Source organism: Leeuwenhoekiella aequorea (assembly GCF_004104375.1).
Taxonomy (GTDB): Bacteria; Bacteroidota; Bacteroidia; order Flavobacteriales; family Flavobacteriaceae; genus Leeuwenhoekiella; species Leeuwenhoekiella aequorea.
In genome coordinates, this window is sequence record NZ_QOVM01000005.1 from 72,597 (window position 1) to 89,490 (window position 16,894).

Sequence of the window (16,894 nt, forward strand, 5' to 3'; positions counted from 1 at the left end):
TCGCCTGTCTTATAGATAGGCGATTTTAATACTACAATATACCCTAAAATGCTACACAAACTTGAAGTACTCAATTTCACAACACAATCCGGTTATCAATTAAACTTGCCATTGAGTTATGAGACGTTTGGTCAAGAACTGGGGACAGCACCGGTGATTTTAGTGAACCACGCTCTAACCGGAAATTCGCATGTAAGTGGTGATGAGGGCTGGTGGAATGAAATTATAGGAGAGAATAAATGTATAGATACAAATACATACAGTATTCTTTCTTTTAATATTCCGGGGAATGGTTACGACGGATTTTTAATAGAAAATTATAAAGATTTTGTTGCGCAAGATGTGGCGCGTTCTTTTCTAGAAGGACTCAAATTACTTAACATTAATGAGCTTTTTGCAATTATAGGAGGATCACTGGGAGGTGGTATTGCGTGGGAAATGATTGCGCTTCAACCCGATATTACAAAACATTTAATCCCGGTTGCATCAGACTGGAAATCTACAGACTGGCTTATTGCAAATTGCCAGATTCAGGAACAAATATTAAAAAACTCATCGCAGCCGGTTCACGATGCACGTATGCACGCGATGTTGTGCTACCGAACGCCTGAGTCTTTTAAAAACAAATTTCAGCGCAGCACAAATGAAGACTTGAAAATCTTTAATGTCGAAAGTTGGTTAGACCATCACGGTCATAAATTAAAAGATCGCTTTCAGGTTGCAGCCTACCGCTTAATGAATCAGCTTTTAAAAACTATAGACGTGACACGAGGTCGCGAAGAGTTTAACGAAATTTTGAGCAAGGTTGAAGCAAATATTCATATCATCGGGGTGGACTCAGATCTATTTTTTACACCTGCCGAAAACAGAGAAACCTACAAGCAACTTGCCCAGCATAAAAACAATGTGACATACGGAGAAATAAATTCGGTACACGGGCACGATGCCTTTTTGATAGAATTTGAGCAGCTCGAGCAATTATTGTATCCTGTTTTTAAAGAAGATTCAGCAAAACTGAAAATTTTAAAATTTGGCGGAAAGTCGTTAGCAAATGGTAACGGCTTAACTACTGTTCTTGATATTATTCAGTCAAAAGTGGCTAATAACGAGCGTATTGCTGTTGTGCTTTCTGCACGCGGTGGTGCAACAGATGAGCTTGAAGCTATCTTAGAAGCTGCTGCTTCAGGTTTAGCTATTGAGCATAGATTTGAAGCATTTGAAACCTATCAACAACATGACTTTGATGTTGATTTATCTTCAGAATTTTCCGAATTAAAGCGTCTTTTTGAAGGGGTAACATTACTAGGCGATTACAGCCGAAGGGTAAAAGATGAGGTGTTGTCTTTTGGAGAATTAATTTCAGTAAAAACGGTTACCCATCTTTTGCAAAAGCAAGGTGTTAATGCTCATTTTGCAGACACCAGAAAACTTATAATAACCAATGGTACTTTTGGCAATGCACAACCTAATGATACGCGTTCTAGAGAACAAGTAGTAAAGCATTTCGCTAAGTACAACGGGAATACGGTGCATGTCGTTACGGGTTTTATAGCAAGTAATGAAGATAATCAAACGACCACTTTAGGAAGAAACGGGAGTAATTATACGGCTTCGCTGCTAGCAAATTATCTCGACGCGGGCGAATTGCAAAATTATACCCACGTCGACGGTATTTTTACCGCCAACCCTGATATGGTACCTGATGCTCAAAAAATTGAGCGTTTGACATATAGCGAAGCAAACGAACTAGCAAATTTTGGGACTTCGGTATTGCATGCAAAAACCATAATTCCCTTAATCGAGAAGAATATACCCTTACGTATTTTAAACACCTTTAATGCAGATGATACCGGAACATTAATCACTGCACAAACTGAGCAGGAAGGTATTAAATCACTTTCTGTATTGAGTGAGATGGCGTTAATCAATCTGGAAGGCCGCGGACTGTTAGGTAAGGTAGGCGTTGATGCTCGTATATTTAGAGCTTTGGGTAACAGTGGCGTGAGTGTGAGTATTATTGCGCAGGGCTCTTCAGAACGTGGTATAGGTTTAGTCGTAGAATCTAAACAGGCACAGCAAGCTATCGCAGCGTTGCGTTTTGAATTTGAGGCAGATTTTCAAAATCAAGATGTAAACCGTATTGAAATTATAGATGAGGTTGCAGTGATATCGATAATTGGGCAAGATTTAAGCACCTTTCACAAACCGTATAGCGAACTTATAAAAAACGGAATTGTGCCGTTACTTTTTAATAATACAGTAACCGGAAGAAATGTGAGTGTTGTTGTGCGTAAGCCCCAATTAAATAAAGCTATTAATGTAGTTCACGGGGAAATTTTTGGCATTGCAAAGAAAATAAATGTGGCCATTTTTGGACAAGGATTAGTTGGCGGTACTCTAATTAATCAGATACTTGCTTCGGCAGCAACCATTCAAGAGCGCAAAGGGATTTCATTAAATATCTTCGCTATAGCAAATTCTAAAAAAATAGTACTGGACAAAAATGGGGTTACAGAAGATTGGAAATCACACTTTGATACACATGCAGTAGATGGGGGATTCCAGGAAGTTATCGCTTTTGCCAAGGCAAATCACCTTGCTAATTTGATCGCAATAGACAATACAGCGAGTGCTGAGTTTATTGCAAATTATATTGATCTTGCTAAAAATGGTTTTGATCTGGTTTCCTCAAATAAAATTGCAAATACAATAGGTTTTGATTTTTATCAAAAGTTACGCAGGGTTTTAGATGAAAATCAAAAACGCTACTTGTATGAGACTAATGTAGGTGCAGGGCTACCGCTAATCGATACAATACGCTTATTGCATCTTTCTGGAGATAATATTACGCGTATAAAGGGAGTGTTTAGTGGATCGTTAAGTTACTTATTCAATACATTTTCCATAGAAGACCGAAGCTTTTCAAATGTACTCCAGGAAGCAATCGATAAAGGTTTTACAGAGCCTGATCCGCGAGAAGATTTGGGAGGCAATGATGTAGGACGTAAACTGTTAATTTTAGCTAGAGAACTCGACTTACACAAAGAACTCAGCGATGTAAATATCGAGAATTTAATTCCAGATCATTTGCGGGATGGGTCGGCTTCAGATTTCTTAGGCAGTTTAAAAGAATTAGATGCTGTTTTTGAATCGCGCAAAAAAGCTTTAAAAGAGGATGAGGTTCTGCGGTATGTTGGCGACCTTTACGGAGATTTATCAAAAGAAGATGGCGGTACACTCGAAGTGAAGCTGGTGACTGTTTCAAAAAATTCTGCTTTAGGTCAGGTGAAAGGCAGCGATAGTATTTTTGAAATTTATACAGAATCGTATGGCGAAAATCCGTTAGTAATTCAGGGAGCAGGAGCTGGGGCTGCTGTTACTGCCAGAGGAGTTTTTGGTGATATATTGAAACTTGCAGAGCGCAACAATTAAAAGTTTAAAAGATAAAACATCTAGTATGAAAGTTATTCTTGAAAGAAAAAATAGCGATTACCTGTTTGAAGCCAAAGGTGCTTCGGGAAATACAGTAATGATAGATAATAAAACTGTTGATGAAGTACATGGTAGTAGCCCGATGGAATTACTCCTTATGGGAGTAGGCGGATGCAGCGCTATTGATATTATTTCAATATTAAAAAAACAAAAATTAGAGATTGACTCCTACCGTGTTGAGGTAGAGGGTGATCGTAAAGAAGTAGGAGGTGCAAAACCTTTTGAAGCTATGCGCGTTTTAGTTTATCTAGAAGGAGATATCCCGGCAGAAAAGGCATTGCGAGCGGCAAAGCTAAGTTTTGAAAAATACTGTTCGGTTTCAATAACCTTACAAGCAGGTGTTGATATCACTTATAAAGTTTTTCTGAATGGTGAAGAAGTTGCGTAGACTTTAAATAGCCAAGAGTATAAAGAGGGAGAAGCAAGAAGTTAGTGAAAGTGATTAATATTTCAGAGACAACGAGTTAGTATCCTACGACAACCAGATTATAGAAAATAGATTTAATTAGCATTATGAGGGTTATAAATCTCACAGCTATAGCCTAATATCTAAAAGAACAATGAGCAAGCATTTTGAAACCGAAGCAATACGTACCCAATTAAACCGAAGTGAATATTTAGAGCATTCTGTGCCTTTATATTTAACCTCCAGTTTTGTATTTGAAGATGCAGAAGATATGCGAGCATCATTTACCGAAGAAAAGGAGCGCAATATTTACAGTAGGTTTACAAACCCTAATACTAGCGAATTTGTAGATAAGATTTGTAAGCTGGAGGGAGCCGAATCGGGTTATGCATTTGCTACGGGAATGGCTGCTGTTTTTTCAACTTTTGCAGCACTTTTAGATAGCGGAGATCATATCGTATCTGCTAGATCAGTTTTTGGGTCAACACATTCGCTATTTACCAAGTACCTCCCAAAATGGAATATTGAAACTTCCTATTTTAATGTTAGTGAAGTTGATAAAGCAGAAAGCCTCATAAAGCCTGAAACTAAAATTCTTTATGTAGAATCACCTACAAATCCTGGGTGCGATGTGCTGGATCTTCAGTTTCTAGGAGATTTAGCTAAAAAACACAATTTAATTTTTGTTGTCGATAACTGTTTTGCGACACCATATCTACAGCAACCTATAAAATTTGGTGCAGATGTGGTGATTCATTCGGCGACCAAAATGATTGATGGTCAAGGTCGGGTTCTAGGCGGAGTTACCGTAGGACGCTCAGATTTAATTCGTGAAATCTATTTATTTGCTCGTAATACAGGACCGGCATTGTCTCCGTTTAATGCCTGGGTTCTTTCAAAAAGTTTAGAAACGTTGCACGTACGTGCAGATCGGCATTGTGAAAATGCCTTGAAGGTAGCTGAATTTTTAGAAAGTCATGAGCATATAAATATGGTAAAATACCCCTTTTTAAAGTCGCACCCTCAATATGAAATCGCCAAAAAACAAATGCGTTTAGGAGGTAATATTGTGGCTTTTGAAGTAAAAGGAGGAATAGACGCCGGTCGTAATTTTTTAAATGCGATTAAAATGTGTTCGCTTTCGGCAAATTTAGGAGATACACGTACAATTGTGACGCATCCTGCATCTACTACGCATAGCAAACTTGCAGAAGAAGACCGTCTTGAAGTAGGTATTACAGATGGTTTAGTACGCTGCTCAGTAGGTCTTGAGCATATAGAAGACATAATTGCGGATTTAGATCAAGCCTTAAAAGCATAGAATTCTAACTTTTTATCTACTTTTAGGCTGTGTTATCAAAAAAGACGAAGTACGGTTTAAAGGCGTTAGCCTATGTTGCAAAGCATAAGGGAGAGGATCCTGTGCAAATAGGAGCAATTGCAAAAAGTGAAAATATCTCTCAAAAATTTCTGGAGAGTATTATGCTTACGCTACGTAAAGCCGGTTTTCTTGGAAGTAAAAAAGGTAAAGGTGGCGGATATTACCTGAGACGACAACCAGAAGATATTAAGATGGTTGAAGTTATGCGTATCCTAGAAGGTCCGGTTTCTTTAGTTCCCTGTGTGAGTTTAAATTTTTATGAACGTTGCGATGATTGCCCAGATGAGACTACTTGTTCTGTGCACAGCCTTATGGTACAGCTACGCGACAGTAATCTTTCCGTTTTAAATAAAAACACTTTAGCAGATCTCATCAAGGAATAGTTGCAGAATTCTCTTTTTATTCCTTAAAAGCTGAAAATCACTTAAAAGTTTCAAAAAATTACCTAAAAGATTTGGTCATAATAAATGCGGGGTCTACTTTTGCTTTATAATCCTACTATTCCGATAGGATTTAAATAAAAAGATGATTTTAGAAATTGAGTTATGATTTTAGATCAGGTATATAGCGAGACTAATAAAGAAAAACCAAAAAAGGCTTCTTTTAATAAAGACGTTTCTTCAGAGAAACCGGCTCGCAGCATTGTAAAATCTATTAGTTGGAGAATTGTGGGTACAATAGATACTGTTCTAATATCCTGGGTGATAACCGGTACGTTAGCTCTGGCATTTTCGATAGGAGCTGTAGAGCTTGTGACAAAAATGGTATTGTATTTCTTTCATGAACGTATTTGGAACACTATAAACTGGGGAAAATAATGAGTTATTCAACTGAAAAATTACAGCAGCTTAATTTAGAATTAGGAGATAAATCTCCTTTAGAGATTGCAAAATGGGCAGTAAGAAATGCTCAAAATGCTGTTGTTACAACAAATTTTAGACCTTATGAAGCTGCGATTTTATATGTAGCAAGCGAGGCTAAAAAAGATATTCCTGTGGTATGGTGTGATACGGGTTACAACACACCTAATACCTATAGACACGCTGAAGAAGTCATTGAACTACTTAAATTAAATATTGACTTATACGTGCCTAAGCAAACCACATCGCATCGTGATGTTGTTATGGGTATTCCGCAAATTGACGATCCGTTACATAAAGTGTTTACAGAGCAAGTGAAACTCGAACCTTTTAAACGAGCAATGGCAAATCACAAACCAGATGTCTGGTTTACTAATTTACGAAAAGGCCAAACTGCCCATCGTGATAATCTTGACATATTAAGTCAGGGAGCAGACGGCATTTTAAAAGTGAGTCCGTTTTATTATTACAGCGATGAAGAGTTAGACATCTTTTTGGAGGAGAATAATTTGCCTAACGAACATAAATATTTTGATCCAACAAAAGTTTTGGAGAATCGGGAGTGTGGCTTACACGCCTAAAACAAGTATATAATGAGTAAGATTTTAAAAACAAATGCACTAGAAAGCGAAGCTATTTTCATCTTTAGAGAAGTTGTAGCTCAGTTTGAAAATCCGGTATTGTTATTTTCTGGAGGAAAAGACAGTATCACATTAGTGCGTTTAGCGCAAAAAGCATTTTATCCCGGAAAAATTCCTTTTCCATTACTACACGTTGACACCGGACACAATTTTCCCGAAACAATAGAATTTAGAGATCGTCTTGTAGAAGAGTTGGGTTTAAATCTTATTGTACGTAATGTACAGGATGCTATAGATGCTGGTAAAGTGACAGAAGAGACCGGTAAATACTCAAGCCGAAATATGCTTCAGACTACAACACTTCTCGATGCAATAGAAGAATTTAAATTTGATGCTTGTATAGGTGGGGCACGTCGGGATGAAGAAAAAGCCCGGGCTAAAGAACGCATATTTTCAGTACGTGATGATTTTGGACAATGGGATGAGAAAAACCAGCGTCCCGAGCTTTTTGATCTTTTAAACGGAAAGATTGAAATAGGACAAAATGTACGTGTTTTTCCTATATCAAACTGGACCGAACTTGATGTGTGGAGCTATATTGAGCAGGAGCAAATTGAAATTCCATCTATATACTTTTCGCATAAGCGTAAAACTTTTGTACGTGACGGCTTGATCTGGAGTGCGTCTAAGTATGTTTATCGAGAAGAAGATGAAGAAGTATTAGAGCGTATCGTACGTTTTAGAACTGTAGGAGATATGACTTGTACTGCGGCTGTGGAGTCTGAAGCAGATACTATAGAACGAATAGTGAATGAGATTAAAGTTTCTACAATATCAGAACGTGGGGCGCGTATAGACGATAAACGCTCTGAAGCTGCAATGGAAAAACGTAAACAACAAGGATATTTTTAGACCTTAGAAGGTAGTCTAAACAACAATATCAATAACAATACAATTACAAAGTGGAAGTTCTAAAAATAGCAACAGCAGGAAGTGTAGATGACGGTAAAAGTACCTTGATAGGGCGCTTGCTTTACGATACTAAGTCATTAACCGATGATAAATTAGAAGCCATTGAGCGTAATAGTAAAAAGAAAGGATACGATTACCTTGATTTTTCTCTTGCGACAGATGGTCTGGTAGCAGAACGCGAGCAGGGAATAACAATTGATGTGGCTCATATTTATTTTTCTACAAAGAAGAAAAGTTACATTATAGCAGATACACCTGGTCACGTAGAATATACGCGTAACATGGTAACGGGAGCGTCACAGGCTCAAGCATCGATTATATTAATTGATGCGCGTAAAGGAGTTATTGAACAGACCTACCGCCATTTTTTTATAAATAATTTGTTGCGTGTAAAACACGTGATTGTGGCTGTAAATAAAATGGATCTCGTTGATTATGATCAACAGGTTTTTGAAAACATCAAAGCAGATTTTGAAAAGCTTAATGCTCAAAGTAGCTATGATGAACAGCAAATTACATTTATTCCCATTAGCGCATTAAAAGGGGATAATGTTGCTAAAAAGACAAATACAATGTCCTGGTATGAAGGAGTAAGTGTTCTGGATTATTTAGAGGATCTTAAACCGGAATATGATGAACTAACAGCTGCTCGTTTTCCTGTACAAACGGTAATACGTCCTAAAAAAGATGAATTTCATGATTACCGGGGTTATGCGGGTAAAATTTATGGAAGTAGCCTCAAAGTTGGCGATGCGGTAACAGTTTTGCCTTCGCTAACTTCATCAAAAATTAAAACCATTGAGTTTTTTGATAATCACTATGAAGAGGCAGTTGCAGGAAGTTCAGTATCTATTACACTAGAAGATGAAATTAATGTTACCCGGGGAGACATATTAGTAAAATCTGACGAGGTTCCTCAATCATCTAAAACCTTAAAAGCTGCAGTGTGCTGGATGGATGGAAAAGTGCTAGTGCCAGGAGCGAAATATGAAATTCAACATAACTCAAATAGAATTTTAGCTAAAATAGATAGTATCGAAGGTATTATTGCAACTGATTATTCTGGGGAGGATACCAGTAAAAACCAACTTTCATTAAATGAGATTGGTAAGGTTAATTTTAAATTGAGCAAAAATTTATTCTACGATAATTATGCAGATAATAAAGCCGGCGGTTCTTTTATATTAATTGATACACAAAGCAATACCACGGCCGGAGTAGGTTTTATCGGTTAATTTACAATACTATAATTGAAGGCGACTTGTCGCCCTCTTTTTTACTAAAATCCTATAAAACCCATAGGATTTAAATGAATATAAAAATTGTGCTATGCAAAGCTTCAGAACAGAAATTGAAAATCCAATTGTCGAGAAAGACATTATAGAGCTAGAGAGAAAAATAAGGCTTTTTAAAGATGGTAAAATTGATGAAGAGCGTTTTAGAAGTCTTCGTCTTGCTCGTGGCGTTTATGGTCAACGTCAGGAAGGTGTTCAAATGATACGTATAAAACTACCGTATGGTAAAGTTACAAGTGAACAGCTTTTCAGAATTTCTGATGTTTCTGATGAATATTCAAGAGGGAAATTGCATATCACTACACGCCAGGATATTCAAATTCATTATGTGAGTCTAGACCGCACTCCAGAACTTTGGGCAGAACTTGAAAAAAGTGATGTTACATTGCGTGAGGCTTGCGGAAACACCGTGCGTAACGTGACGGCAAGTCCAGATGCGGGGATTAATCCTAATGAGGCTTTTGATGTCTCGCCTTATGCACACGCTACCTTTCAGTTTTTTCTTAGAAATCCTATTTCTCAAGAAATGGGTAGAAAATTTAAAATGTCTTTTTCATCAACAGATGATGACTCCGCTTTAGCATTTATACACGATCTGGGTTTTATACCTAAAATTAAAGACGGCGCACGTGGCTTTAAGGTAATGCTTGGCGGTGGCTTGGGATCGCAACCGCGACACGCAGATACGCTTCACGAATTTTTACCTGTAAATGAGTTGATACCGCTTATCGAAGGTGTTTTACGTGTATTTGATCGTCACGGTGAACGTGCAAGACGTCTCAAAGCTAGGATGAAATTTCTAATCAAAGATTTGGGGGTTGAAGGGTTTATGAATCTTGTAGCAGAAGAGCAAAAGGCACTTTCATACAGAACATTTGAGATTGACACTACCGAATTTGAACACGCAATTGCAGTACCTCTAGCCGAGGCTCCACAGATAATTATTGAAGACACTAAAGCCTTTGAAGCCTGGAAAGCAACAAATGTATTTAAGCAAAAGCAAAATGGCTTAGTAGCTATAGGTATTAAAGTTAGATTAGGAGATTTCTCTACTGAAAAAGCGCGTGCTCTGGCAGGTTTAATTAAGAAATATGCAGGTGATGAAATGCGATTTACCTTGCGTCAAAATATCTTATTAAGACATATTCCTGAAGCAGCCTTATCTTTTTTCTATACCGAATTAGATAAACTTGGTTTTGCTCGCCCGGGATACGAGACCACAACAGATATTACTGCCTGTCCCGGTACAGACACGTGTAATTTAGGGATTGCAAGTAGTACCGGTATTGCAGATAAACTGGAAGATGTTTTAGTAGCAGAATACCCCGAATATTTAAACAACAAAGAAATCACCATAAAAATAAGTGGTTGTATGAATGCATGTGGGCAGCACAATATGGCACATATAGGTTTTCAGGGGATGTCTGTGCGTACGCCAGACAAGCTAGTGGCACCGGCTCTTCAGGTTTTATTAGGAGGAGGAGTTTTAGGTAATGGTCAAGGGCGCTTTGCAGATAAAGTTATCAAAATACCCAGCAAAAGAGGTCCGCAGGCATTACGCGCTATACTTGATGATTATAAAGAAAATGCTGGGAACTTAGACTTTTTAAGCTATTATGACGAGAAAGGACAGCGCTATTTTTATGATTTTCTAAAGTCATTTTCAGATACAGATAACCTTGTACCCTCAGATTTTATAGACTGGGGAAATGATGAAAAGTATATTCAGGAAGTAGGTGTAGGTGAGTGCGCGGGTGTAGTAATCGATCTAGTTCAAACTTTATTACTCGAGGCAAAAGATAAATTAGGAAGCGCAATAGAGTCTTTTGAAGAAAAGAGATGGGCAGATAGTATCTACCATACCTATGCGAGCTTAGTAAATGGCGCAAAAGCAATTTTACTTTCTGAAAACGTAAAAACAAATACACAAGCAAATATTATCGCTGAATTTGACGAAATTTTTGAAGATAATTCGACACTTTCCGTAGCTGGATCTTTTGCCGATTTGGTTTATCAAATTCAAAATAACGAACCCTCTAAAGAGTTTGCAGAATCTTACCTTTCTGATGCAAATGCATTTTTTGAAAGAGCAGATCTTTTTAGAAAAAACCAACTTGCACATGCTAATTAATAATCCAAAATTAACAGTTGTAGGAGCAGGACCCGGGGATATTGAGCTATTTACTTTAAAGGGTGTAAAAGCCTTACAAAGTGCAAATGTAGTTTTGTACGACGCTTTAGTAAATCCAGAGCTTCTCGATTATGCCCAAGATGCAGAACTTATCTTTGTAGGGAAGCGTAAAGGATGTTACGCTTATCAACAGGAGCAAATAAATGATTTAATTATTTCTCGAGCGAATAGCCACGGTCACGTAGTACGATTAAAAGGTGGAGACCCGTTTATTTTTGGGCGTGGAGCAGAAGAGATGGAAATCGCTGCTGCCGCCGGATTAGAAGTTGCGATGGTACCGGGTATTTCATCGTCATTAGCTGTTCCTGCGTATCAAAATATACCACTTACAAAAAGGGGTAGTGCTGAAAGTTTTTGGGTAATTACCGGGACCACAAAAGATCATAAACTATCTAATGATGTAACTCTTGCTTCTCAATCTTCGGCCACCGTGGTAATTTTGATGGGAATGAGTAAACTAGGTGAAATCGTAAATCTTTTTACCGCCAGTGGTAAAAGGGAGGTTCCTGTGGCTATAATTCAAAATGGAACTACCGCAGAAGAGCGCATAGGAATAGGAACAATTGAAACAATACAATCTGTTGTAGAAGCGTTAAAACTTACAAATCCATCAATTATTGTGATAGGAGAGGTGGTGAGACATCGTGCACAATTGCTAAATTTGCAGTTAGAATATAATGCAGTATGATAATTGATTCCCAGGAAAATAACACGTTATATCCGGTTTTTCTTAAAGTTAGAAATTTACAGATTCTTATAGTAGGTGGTGGTAATGTGGCTTTTGAGAAGCTTACATTTCTTACAAAATCAAGCCCCGATGCGGTTGTGGAGATGGTAGCACCATTCTTTAGACCAGAAACTTTAGAATTAGCAAATAGGTATAATGTAAAGGTTACTCGTAAGCGATTTACCCGATCGATGCTAAAAAAGCGACATGTAGTAATTGCAACTACAGATAGCCCGGCAGTAAATAAGAGAATTTACAGAGCGGCTAGAAAGCGCTTTTTACTTTGTAATATTGCAGATGTGCCAGAGCTGTGTGATTTTTATATGGGTGGTATTGTAACCAAGGGAAATGTGAAAATAGCTATTTCTACAAATGGGAAGTCACCCACTACTGCTAAGCGTTTGAGACAGTTTTTTGAAGAGGTTATACCAGAAAACATTGATGATCTGGTTCAAAATCTCAATGAATATAGAAAAACCATTAAAGGAGATTTTGAAGAAAAGGTAGAAACCTTGAATGAGTTTACAAAAGGATTGATTTCCAAAAATTAAAGATAAAGTTGAATGATGAGCTGCTTAAGCTCAAAGAATTAAGAAGATGATAAAAACAGATATACTTATAATTGGAGCTGGACCTACAGGATTATTTACCGTTTTTGAAGCAGGTTTATTAAAATTGAAGTGTCACATTATTGATGCTCTTGCACAACCTGGCGGACAATTATCAGAGATTTACCCTAAGAAACCTATTTACGATATTCCGGGTTTCCCTGAGGTAATGGCAGGAAAACTTATAGATAATCTTATTGAACAAGGAAAACAGTTTCAACCTGGATTTACTCTAGGCGAACGTGCTGAAACAATAGAAAAACAAGATGATGGTAGTTTTATTGTAACTACAAATAAAGGCACTCAGCATCATACTAAGGTGGTTGCAATTGCTGGAGGTCTGGGAAGCTTCGAGCCTCGTAAACCCTTAATTCCTAATATTCATGAATTTGAAGATAAGGGTGTTGCTTATATGATTAAGGATCCTGAAGTTTACCGAGATAAGAAAGTTGTTATTGCCGGTGGTGGAGATTCTGCTCTTGACTGGAGTATTTATCTGGCTGATATCGCAAAAGAGGTAACCCTTATTCATCGTCGTAATGAATTTAGAGGTGCACTAGATTCTGTTGAAAAAGTTAGAGAATTAAAGTTACTCGGTAAAATAAACTTAATCACTCCGGGAGAAGTTGTAGGTCTTGCAGGTATTGAAAAACTTGATCAGGTGGTAGTAGAAACTCCAGATGGTGAGGTTACTCTTGAAGCAGATGCATTTATTCCTTTATTCGGTCTTTCTCCTAAACTAGGTCCTATTGGAGATTGGGGATTAGAAATTGAGAAGAATGCTATAAAAGTTAATAATGCACTGGACTATCAAACAAATATTCCTGGTGTTTTTGCAATAGGTGACGTTAATACGTACCCCGGAAAATTAAAATTAATTCTTTGTGGTTTTCACGAAGCGACTATGATGTGCCAAGCAGCATACCAGATTGTAAATCCTGGTAAGCGCTATGTGATGAAATATACTACTGTAAGTGGTATTGATGGTTTTGATGGTACACGTAAGGAAGCAGAGAAAGCAGTTGTACAAGCGATAGATTAAGAAGCGCTACGCAATTTAGATTTAAGGCTCAGCATTGTATTTTTGGTTAATGGCTTTATTAAAAAGTCGACTACCTGAATATAATTCTGAGCCTTTTGCTTATCTAGCTCACTTGTACTTGAGGTTACGATTACCACCTTGGTGGTGTTGTGACTTTGAGTTAAAGAATCAAGAAATTCCCAGCCACTAATTTTTGGCATATTTAAATCTAAGAAAATGATATCTGGCTGATGCTCTTCAAGCTCTACTAATGCTTTTTCAGGTAATGTGTAATCGACAACATCTGTTGCCAGTTGGGTTATTTCAATAAGTTTTTTATTTATGAAATTCGCCATTTGTTGATCATCTACGAGCATTATTTTAAAAGAATCACTCATCGTTATTCCCTATAGTTTTTCCGTAGTATTCAATTTCTTTTTCACTCTTAGCAACGACATTTTTAAAAATAGCGTCAAGTTCTAATGAAGACTCACATAATTTTGGTAATATCTCATTGCGTAACCCTTGCTCATCATAATAATCTGCTATTTCAAGAAGACCAAGTATTCTACACAGTGGTTCCCTAAGATTATGCGCATTAAGCCGTGATAACTCTAGGATTTTTTTATTTTTAAAACGCAACTCACGTGTGCGTAATTCTATGACATTCTGCTGGTTACTGTTTATCTGCTCAATTTCTTTGTTTTTGAGCGCTATCTGCCCTACGGCCTCTTCAAGTCTTTTGTTTTTGAGAATTATCTCTTGATTTAAACAAATCTGCCTATACTTTGAAGTTAATGTGTCTACAAGTAAATGCAAGATATCTACATCACTATAACTAAATTGCGTTTGGTCATCAGCAATAAGAGATACGCAAACTTTATAATTTGTATAGGGTAAATACCATCCCCAAAGTTGACCGTTCTTTAAAGGAACGTGATTGATGTAACCAGGTAATTCTTCAGATGAGATTGCGTAAGAAAAAGGAATTTGATCCTGAAGCAATTTCTTTTCATAATCTAAAATATCTTCTTGATTCTTATGAGCCCAGATTTCATTTTTTATAAATGTGTAGCCTGTAACAGTATCTTTGTCGAGAAGGATAATTCTGAATATTTTGAAATTGAAAAGATACTTTAAATTCTTGCTTACCACAGTACTCAAATCTTCAAGGTTATCAACCCTGCTGAGACTTCCAGAAAATTTAGAAAAGGCCTCGTAGGCAATGCGGTACTTTGCGGCAGCTAGATTCAAAAAAACAGTATTAGGCTTGAGTTTCCATCAACTCATTGTCAATCTTAATTCCTGCAACATCTGCCAGAGTATTAAGCATATTTACAAGATCTGCTTGAGCCATTAACTCCTGTATTTCTGAATCATCAAAACCAGCCTGACGCAGTTGTTCAAAATCCTGATCGGTAATTTGATCGTGGTTTAAAGCAGCTTTGGTTACAATTTTAATTGCCGTACGGTAACTTTCTGGTATTAACGGACTTTCTAAATCATTAGTAACCCTAAAGTTTTCGTTTTCACTAATCATCGCGCTCATACTGTCTGCAAAAATACCGTGAGCTTTAGCGCAGTATTCACAGTTACGTTCTTTAGATACGTTGTAGATGATTAATTGCTTCAATACATTAGGAATATCTCCCTGCATTAAAGTAGATTTTAACTTAGCCCAATTTCCTTTTAGTAAAAGTGGATTGGCACCCTGACATTTAATCCAGTTGAGTACAAATGGTATTTGTAGCGTTCTTTTTGTATCGTCATATATAGCTTTAACTTCTTCTGAAGCCTCCTCATAAGACACAATTTTAAAGCGGGAATTTGAGAGCGTATTGTTGCTAATCATAGATGGGTAAATGGTTTTATTAAGATAGTAATTTGGGGTCACAAAATTAGTTTAAAATAGTGCTTATACAATCTTGATTATCAATAAAATGTATAATTTTAGAAAATATTAACTCCTCGTTTATGACATTTAAACTGCTAAATAACTCTCTTTAGCGCAGTTATTATTTCGTTATTTTAATTAAAGATGAATATTAGTTGTTTAAAATTTATGTATTCTCAAGTTGTTTTATAATCTTTGCAGCCGAGTTCATTATTTATTTAAGTTATCAAGAAAGGCAGAGGGATTAGACCCATTGAAGCCTTAGCAACCCTCCCCTGGAGAAGGTGCTACGTTCTACTCTTTTGATTAAGGGATAGATAACAAAAAAACAAGCCATTCTGGCTTTCCGTTTTATATTCTTGATACTTTTTTATTGCAGGTCTTTCTATTCAGAGGGCGATTGATCAATGAGCTTTTTTAAAGTTTAAAAAAGTATGAGTCAGAATAAACTATATACCGTTTTACAAGAGAGAATTCTAGTTCTTGATGGTGCCATGGGCACTATGTTACAGCGCTACAAATTTTCAGAAGAAGATTTTCGGGGAGAACGATTTAAAGATTGGGAAAGTCCGGTTCAAGGCAACAATGACTTGCTAACCTTAACACAGCCCGAAGCCATTGCAGCTGTACACGCTAAATATTTTGAAGCAGGTGCAGATATCGTAGAGACAAACACCTTTAGCGGTACAACTATAGCCATGGCAGATTATGGGATGGAATCTCTTGTGTATGATTTAAATTATGAATCAGCTAAAATAGCCAAATCAGTAGCAGATAAGTTTACGGCGAGTGAGCCTCACAAACCCCGGTTTGTAGCAGGAGCAATGGGACCTACAAATAAGACAGCAAGTATGTCTCCAGATGTTAATGATCCTGGATATAGAGCTATTTCTTTTGATGAATTACGTATAGCTTATAAACAACAAGCCGAAGCACTGGTTGATGGGGGTGTTGATATACTTCTAGTAGAAACCATATTTGATACACTTAACGCTAAAGCTGCTTTATTTGCAATTGAAGAACTAAAAGAAGAACGAGATATTGAAATTCCGGTGATGGTGAGTGGTACGATTACCGATGCTTCAGGGCGTACTTTGTCTGGACAAACAGCCGAAGCTTTTTTAATATCTATAGGTCATATGCCATTACTTTCTGTAGGTTTCAATTGTGCTTTAGGAGCAGAGCAATTAACTCCTTATCTCGAGATCGTTTCTGGTAAGTCTGACTTTGCTATCTCTGCATATCCTAATGCGGGACTACCCAATGCTTTTGGAGAATATGATGAAACAGCAGAAGAGATGGCTTCTCAAATTAAAACATACCTAGACAAACAACTTGTTAATATCGTGGGTGGCTGTTGTGGTACCACTCCAGAGCATATACGAGCAATTGCCAATCTAGTAAAAGATTATAAACCCAGACCACTTCCGGCTTTTGCAAAACGTGAAGCAGCATTATAATATATC

16 protein-coding genes and 1 riboswitch are annotated in these 16,894 nt (G+C 37.2%); of the genes, 13 read left to right on the top strand and 3 right to left on the bottom strand.

Going from position 1 to position 16,894, the window contains the following annotated elements:
- Positions 1 to 48 precede the first annotated feature (48 nt).
- The 12 genes from thrA (at position 49) to DSM00_RS11515 (ending at position 13,555) form a co-directional block, all read left to right on the top strand.
- Positions 49 to 3,432, top strand: coding sequence for a bifunctional aspartate kinase/homoserine dehydrogenase I (gene thrA, locus DSM00_RS11460; protein WP_128758158.1), 3,384 nt, complete (start codon positions 49 to 51; stop codon positions 3,430 to 3,432).
- Positions 3,433 to 3,457: 25 nt separating this feature from the next.
- Positions 3,458 to 3,880 (top strand): OsmC family protein, encoded by a 423-nt coding sequence (locus tag DSM00_RS11465; RefSeq protein ID WP_128758159.1) that lies wholly within the window; start codon positions 3,458 to 3,460, stop codon positions 3,878 to 3,880.
- A 172-nt stretch (positions 3,881 to 4,052) separates the two neighbouring features.
- The gene (locus DSM00_RS11470; RefSeq protein ID WP_128758160.1) at positions 4,053 to 5,219 is read left to right on the top strand and encodes a trans-sulfuration enzyme family protein; all 1,167 of its coding nucleotides are present in this window, start codon (positions 4,053 to 4,055) and stop codon (positions 5,217 to 5,219) included.
- Positions 5,220 to 5,248: 29 nt separating this feature from the next.
- Positions 5,249 to 5,662, top strand: coding sequence for an RrF2 family transcriptional regulator (locus DSM00_RS11475; protein WP_128758161.1), 414 nt, complete (start codon positions 5,249 to 5,251; stop codon positions 5,660 to 5,662).
- A gap of 162 nt (positions 5,663 to 5,824) precedes the next feature.
- Complete coding sequence (locus DSM00_RS11480) at positions 5,825 to 6,097, top strand: DUF2061 domain-containing protein (protein ID WP_128758162.1); 273 nt, start codon at positions 5,825 to 5,827, stop codon at positions 6,095 to 6,097.
- The gene (locus DSM00_RS11485; RefSeq protein ID WP_128758163.1) at positions 6,097 to 6,720 is read left to right on the top strand and encodes a phosphoadenosine phosphosulfate reductase domain-containing protein; all 624 of its coding nucleotides are present in this window, start codon (positions 6,097 to 6,099) and stop codon (positions 6,718 to 6,720) included. Before DSM00_RS11480 ends, DSM00_RS11485 begins: the two co-directional genes overlap by 1 nt.
- A 12-nt stretch (positions 6,721 to 6,732) precedes the next feature.
- Positions 6,733 to 7,632: a sulfate adenylyltransferase subunit CysD gene (gene cysD, locus DSM00_RS11490; RefSeq protein ID WP_128758164.1), complete on the top strand. Its 900-nt coding sequence runs from the start codon at positions 6,733 to 6,735 to the stop codon at positions 7,630 to 7,632.
- Positions 7,633 to 7,682: 50 nt separating this feature from the next.
- On the top strand, positions 7,683 to 8,927 hold the full coding sequence (locus DSM00_RS11495; protein WP_128758165.1) for a sulfate adenylyltransferase subunit 1: 1,245 nt from the start codon (positions 7,683 to 7,685) through the stop codon (positions 8,925 to 8,927).
- Positions 8,928 to 9,021: 94 nt separating this feature from the next.
- On the top strand, positions 9,022 to 11,118 hold the full coding sequence (locus DSM00_RS11500) for a HEPN domain-containing protein (RefSeq protein WP_128758166.1): 2,097 nt from the start codon (positions 9,022 to 9,024) through the stop codon (positions 11,116 to 11,118).
- Positions 11,108 to 11,866 (top strand): uroporphyrinogen-III C-methyltransferase, encoded by a 759-nt coding sequence (gene cobA, locus DSM00_RS11505; RefSeq protein ID WP_206633806.1) that lies wholly within the window; start codon positions 11,108 to 11,110, stop codon positions 11,864 to 11,866. Before DSM00_RS11500 ends, cobA begins: the two co-directional genes overlap by 11 nt.
- Positions 11,863 to 12,456 carry a precorrin-2 dehydrogenase/sirohydrochlorin ferrochelatase family protein gene (locus DSM00_RS11510; protein ID WP_128758168.1) on the top strand — a complete coding sequence of 198 codons (594 nt, stop codon included), beginning with the start codon at positions 11,863 to 11,865 and terminating at the stop codon, positions 12,454 to 12,456. The genes cobA and DSM00_RS11510 overlap by 4 nt, the downstream gene beginning before the upstream one ends.
- 46 nt (positions 12,457 to 12,502) lie before the next feature.
- Positions 12,503 to 13,555 (top strand): NAD(P)/FAD-dependent oxidoreductase, encoded by a 1,053-nt coding sequence (locus DSM00_RS11515; RefSeq protein WP_128758169.1) that lies wholly within the window; start codon positions 12,503 to 12,505, stop codon positions 13,553 to 13,555.
- On the opposite strand, the gene DSM00_RS11520 is transcribed toward DSM00_RS11515, so the two are convergent.
- Genes DSM00_RS11520 through DSM00_RS11530 form a run of 3 tightly spaced genes read right to left on the bottom strand, consistent with a single transcriptional unit; the run spans position 13,552 to position 15,386 of the window.
- Entirely contained in the window at positions 13,552 to 13,932 is a 381-nt protein-coding gene (locus DSM00_RS11520; RefSeq protein ID WP_128758170.1) for a response regulator, read from the bottom strand. The two genes, DSM00_RS11515 and DSM00_RS11520, sit on opposite strands and share 4 nt — an antisense overlap.
- Complete coding sequence (locus tag DSM00_RS11525; RefSeq protein WP_128758171.1) at positions 13,925 to 14,788, bottom strand: phytochrome family protein; 864 nt, start codon at positions 14,786 to 14,788, stop codon at positions 13,925 to 13,927. Before DSM00_RS11525 ends, DSM00_RS11520 begins: the two co-directional genes overlap by 8 nt.
- Positions 14,789 to 14,798: 10 nt before the next feature.
- Positions 14,799 to 15,386, bottom strand: coding sequence for a carboxymuconolactone decarboxylase family protein (locus DSM00_RS11530; protein ID WP_128758172.1), 588 nt, complete (start codon positions 15,384 to 15,386; stop codon positions 14,799 to 14,801).
- 262 nt (positions 15,387 to 15,648) lie between these two features.
- Positions 15,649 to 15,752, top strand: a riboswitch (SAM riboswitch).
- Between the two features lie 110 nt (positions 15,753 to 15,862).
- On the opposite strand from DSM00_RS11530, the gene DSM00_RS11535 reads away from it, so the two are divergent.
- Complete coding sequence (locus tag DSM00_RS11535) at positions 15,863 to 16,888, top strand: homocysteine S-methyltransferase family protein (RefSeq protein ID WP_128758173.1); 1,026 nt, start codon at positions 15,863 to 15,865, stop codon at positions 16,886 to 16,888.
- The last annotated feature ends 6 nt before the right edge of the window (positions 16,889 to 16,894 follow it).

Excerpts from the sequence above, each read along its gene's own strand:
- thrA (WP_128758158.1), top strand. The coding sequence starts at position 49 with ATGCTACACAAACTTGAAGTACTCAATTTCACAACACAATCCGGTTAT.
- DSM00_RS11465 (WP_128758159.1), top strand. The coding sequence starts at position 3,458 with ATGAAAGTTATTCTTGAAAGAAAAAATAGCGATTACCTGTTTGAAGCC.
- DSM00_RS11470 (WP_128758160.1), top strand. The coding sequence starts at position 4,053 with ATGAGCAAGCATTTTGAAACCGAAGCAATACGTACCCAATTAAACCGA.
- DSM00_RS11480 (WP_128758162.1), top strand. The coding sequence starts at position 5,825 with ATGATTTTAGATCAGGTATATAGCGAGACTAATAAAGAAAAACCAAAA.
- DSM00_RS11485 (WP_128758163.1), top strand. The coding sequence starts at position 6,097 with ATGAGTTATTCAACTGAAAAATTACAGCAGCTTAATTTAGAATTAGGA.
- cysD (WP_128758164.1), top strand. The coding sequence starts at position 6,733 with ATGAGTAAGATTTTAAAAACAAATGCACTAGAAAGCGAAGCTATTTTC.
- DSM00_RS11500 (WP_128758166.1), top strand. The coding sequence starts at position 9,022 with ATGCAAAGCTTCAGAACAGAAATTGAAAATCCAATTGTCGAGAAAGAC.
- cobA (WP_206633806.1), top strand. The coding sequence starts at position 11,108 with ATGCTAATTAATAATCCAAAATTAACAGTTGTAGGAGCAGGACCCGGG.
- DSM00_RS11510 (WP_128758168.1), top strand. The coding sequence starts at position 11,863 with ATGATAATTGATTCCCAGGAAAATAACACGTTATATCCGGTTTTTCTT.
- DSM00_RS11515 (WP_128758169.1), top strand. The coding sequence starts at position 12,503 with ATGATAAAAACAGATATACTTATAATTGGAGCTGGACCTACAGGATTA.
- DSM00_RS11520 (WP_128758170.1), bottom strand. The coding sequence starts at position 13,932 with ATGAGTGATTCTTTTAAAATAATGCTCGTAGATGATCAACAAATGGCG.
- DSM00_RS11530 (WP_128758172.1), bottom strand. The coding sequence starts at position 15,386 with ATGATTAGCAACAATACGCTCTCAAATTCCCGCTTTAAAATTGTGTCT.
- DSM00_RS11535 (WP_128758173.1), top strand. The coding sequence starts at position 15,863 with ATGAGTCAGAATAAACTATATACCGTTTTACAAGAGAGAATTCTAGTT.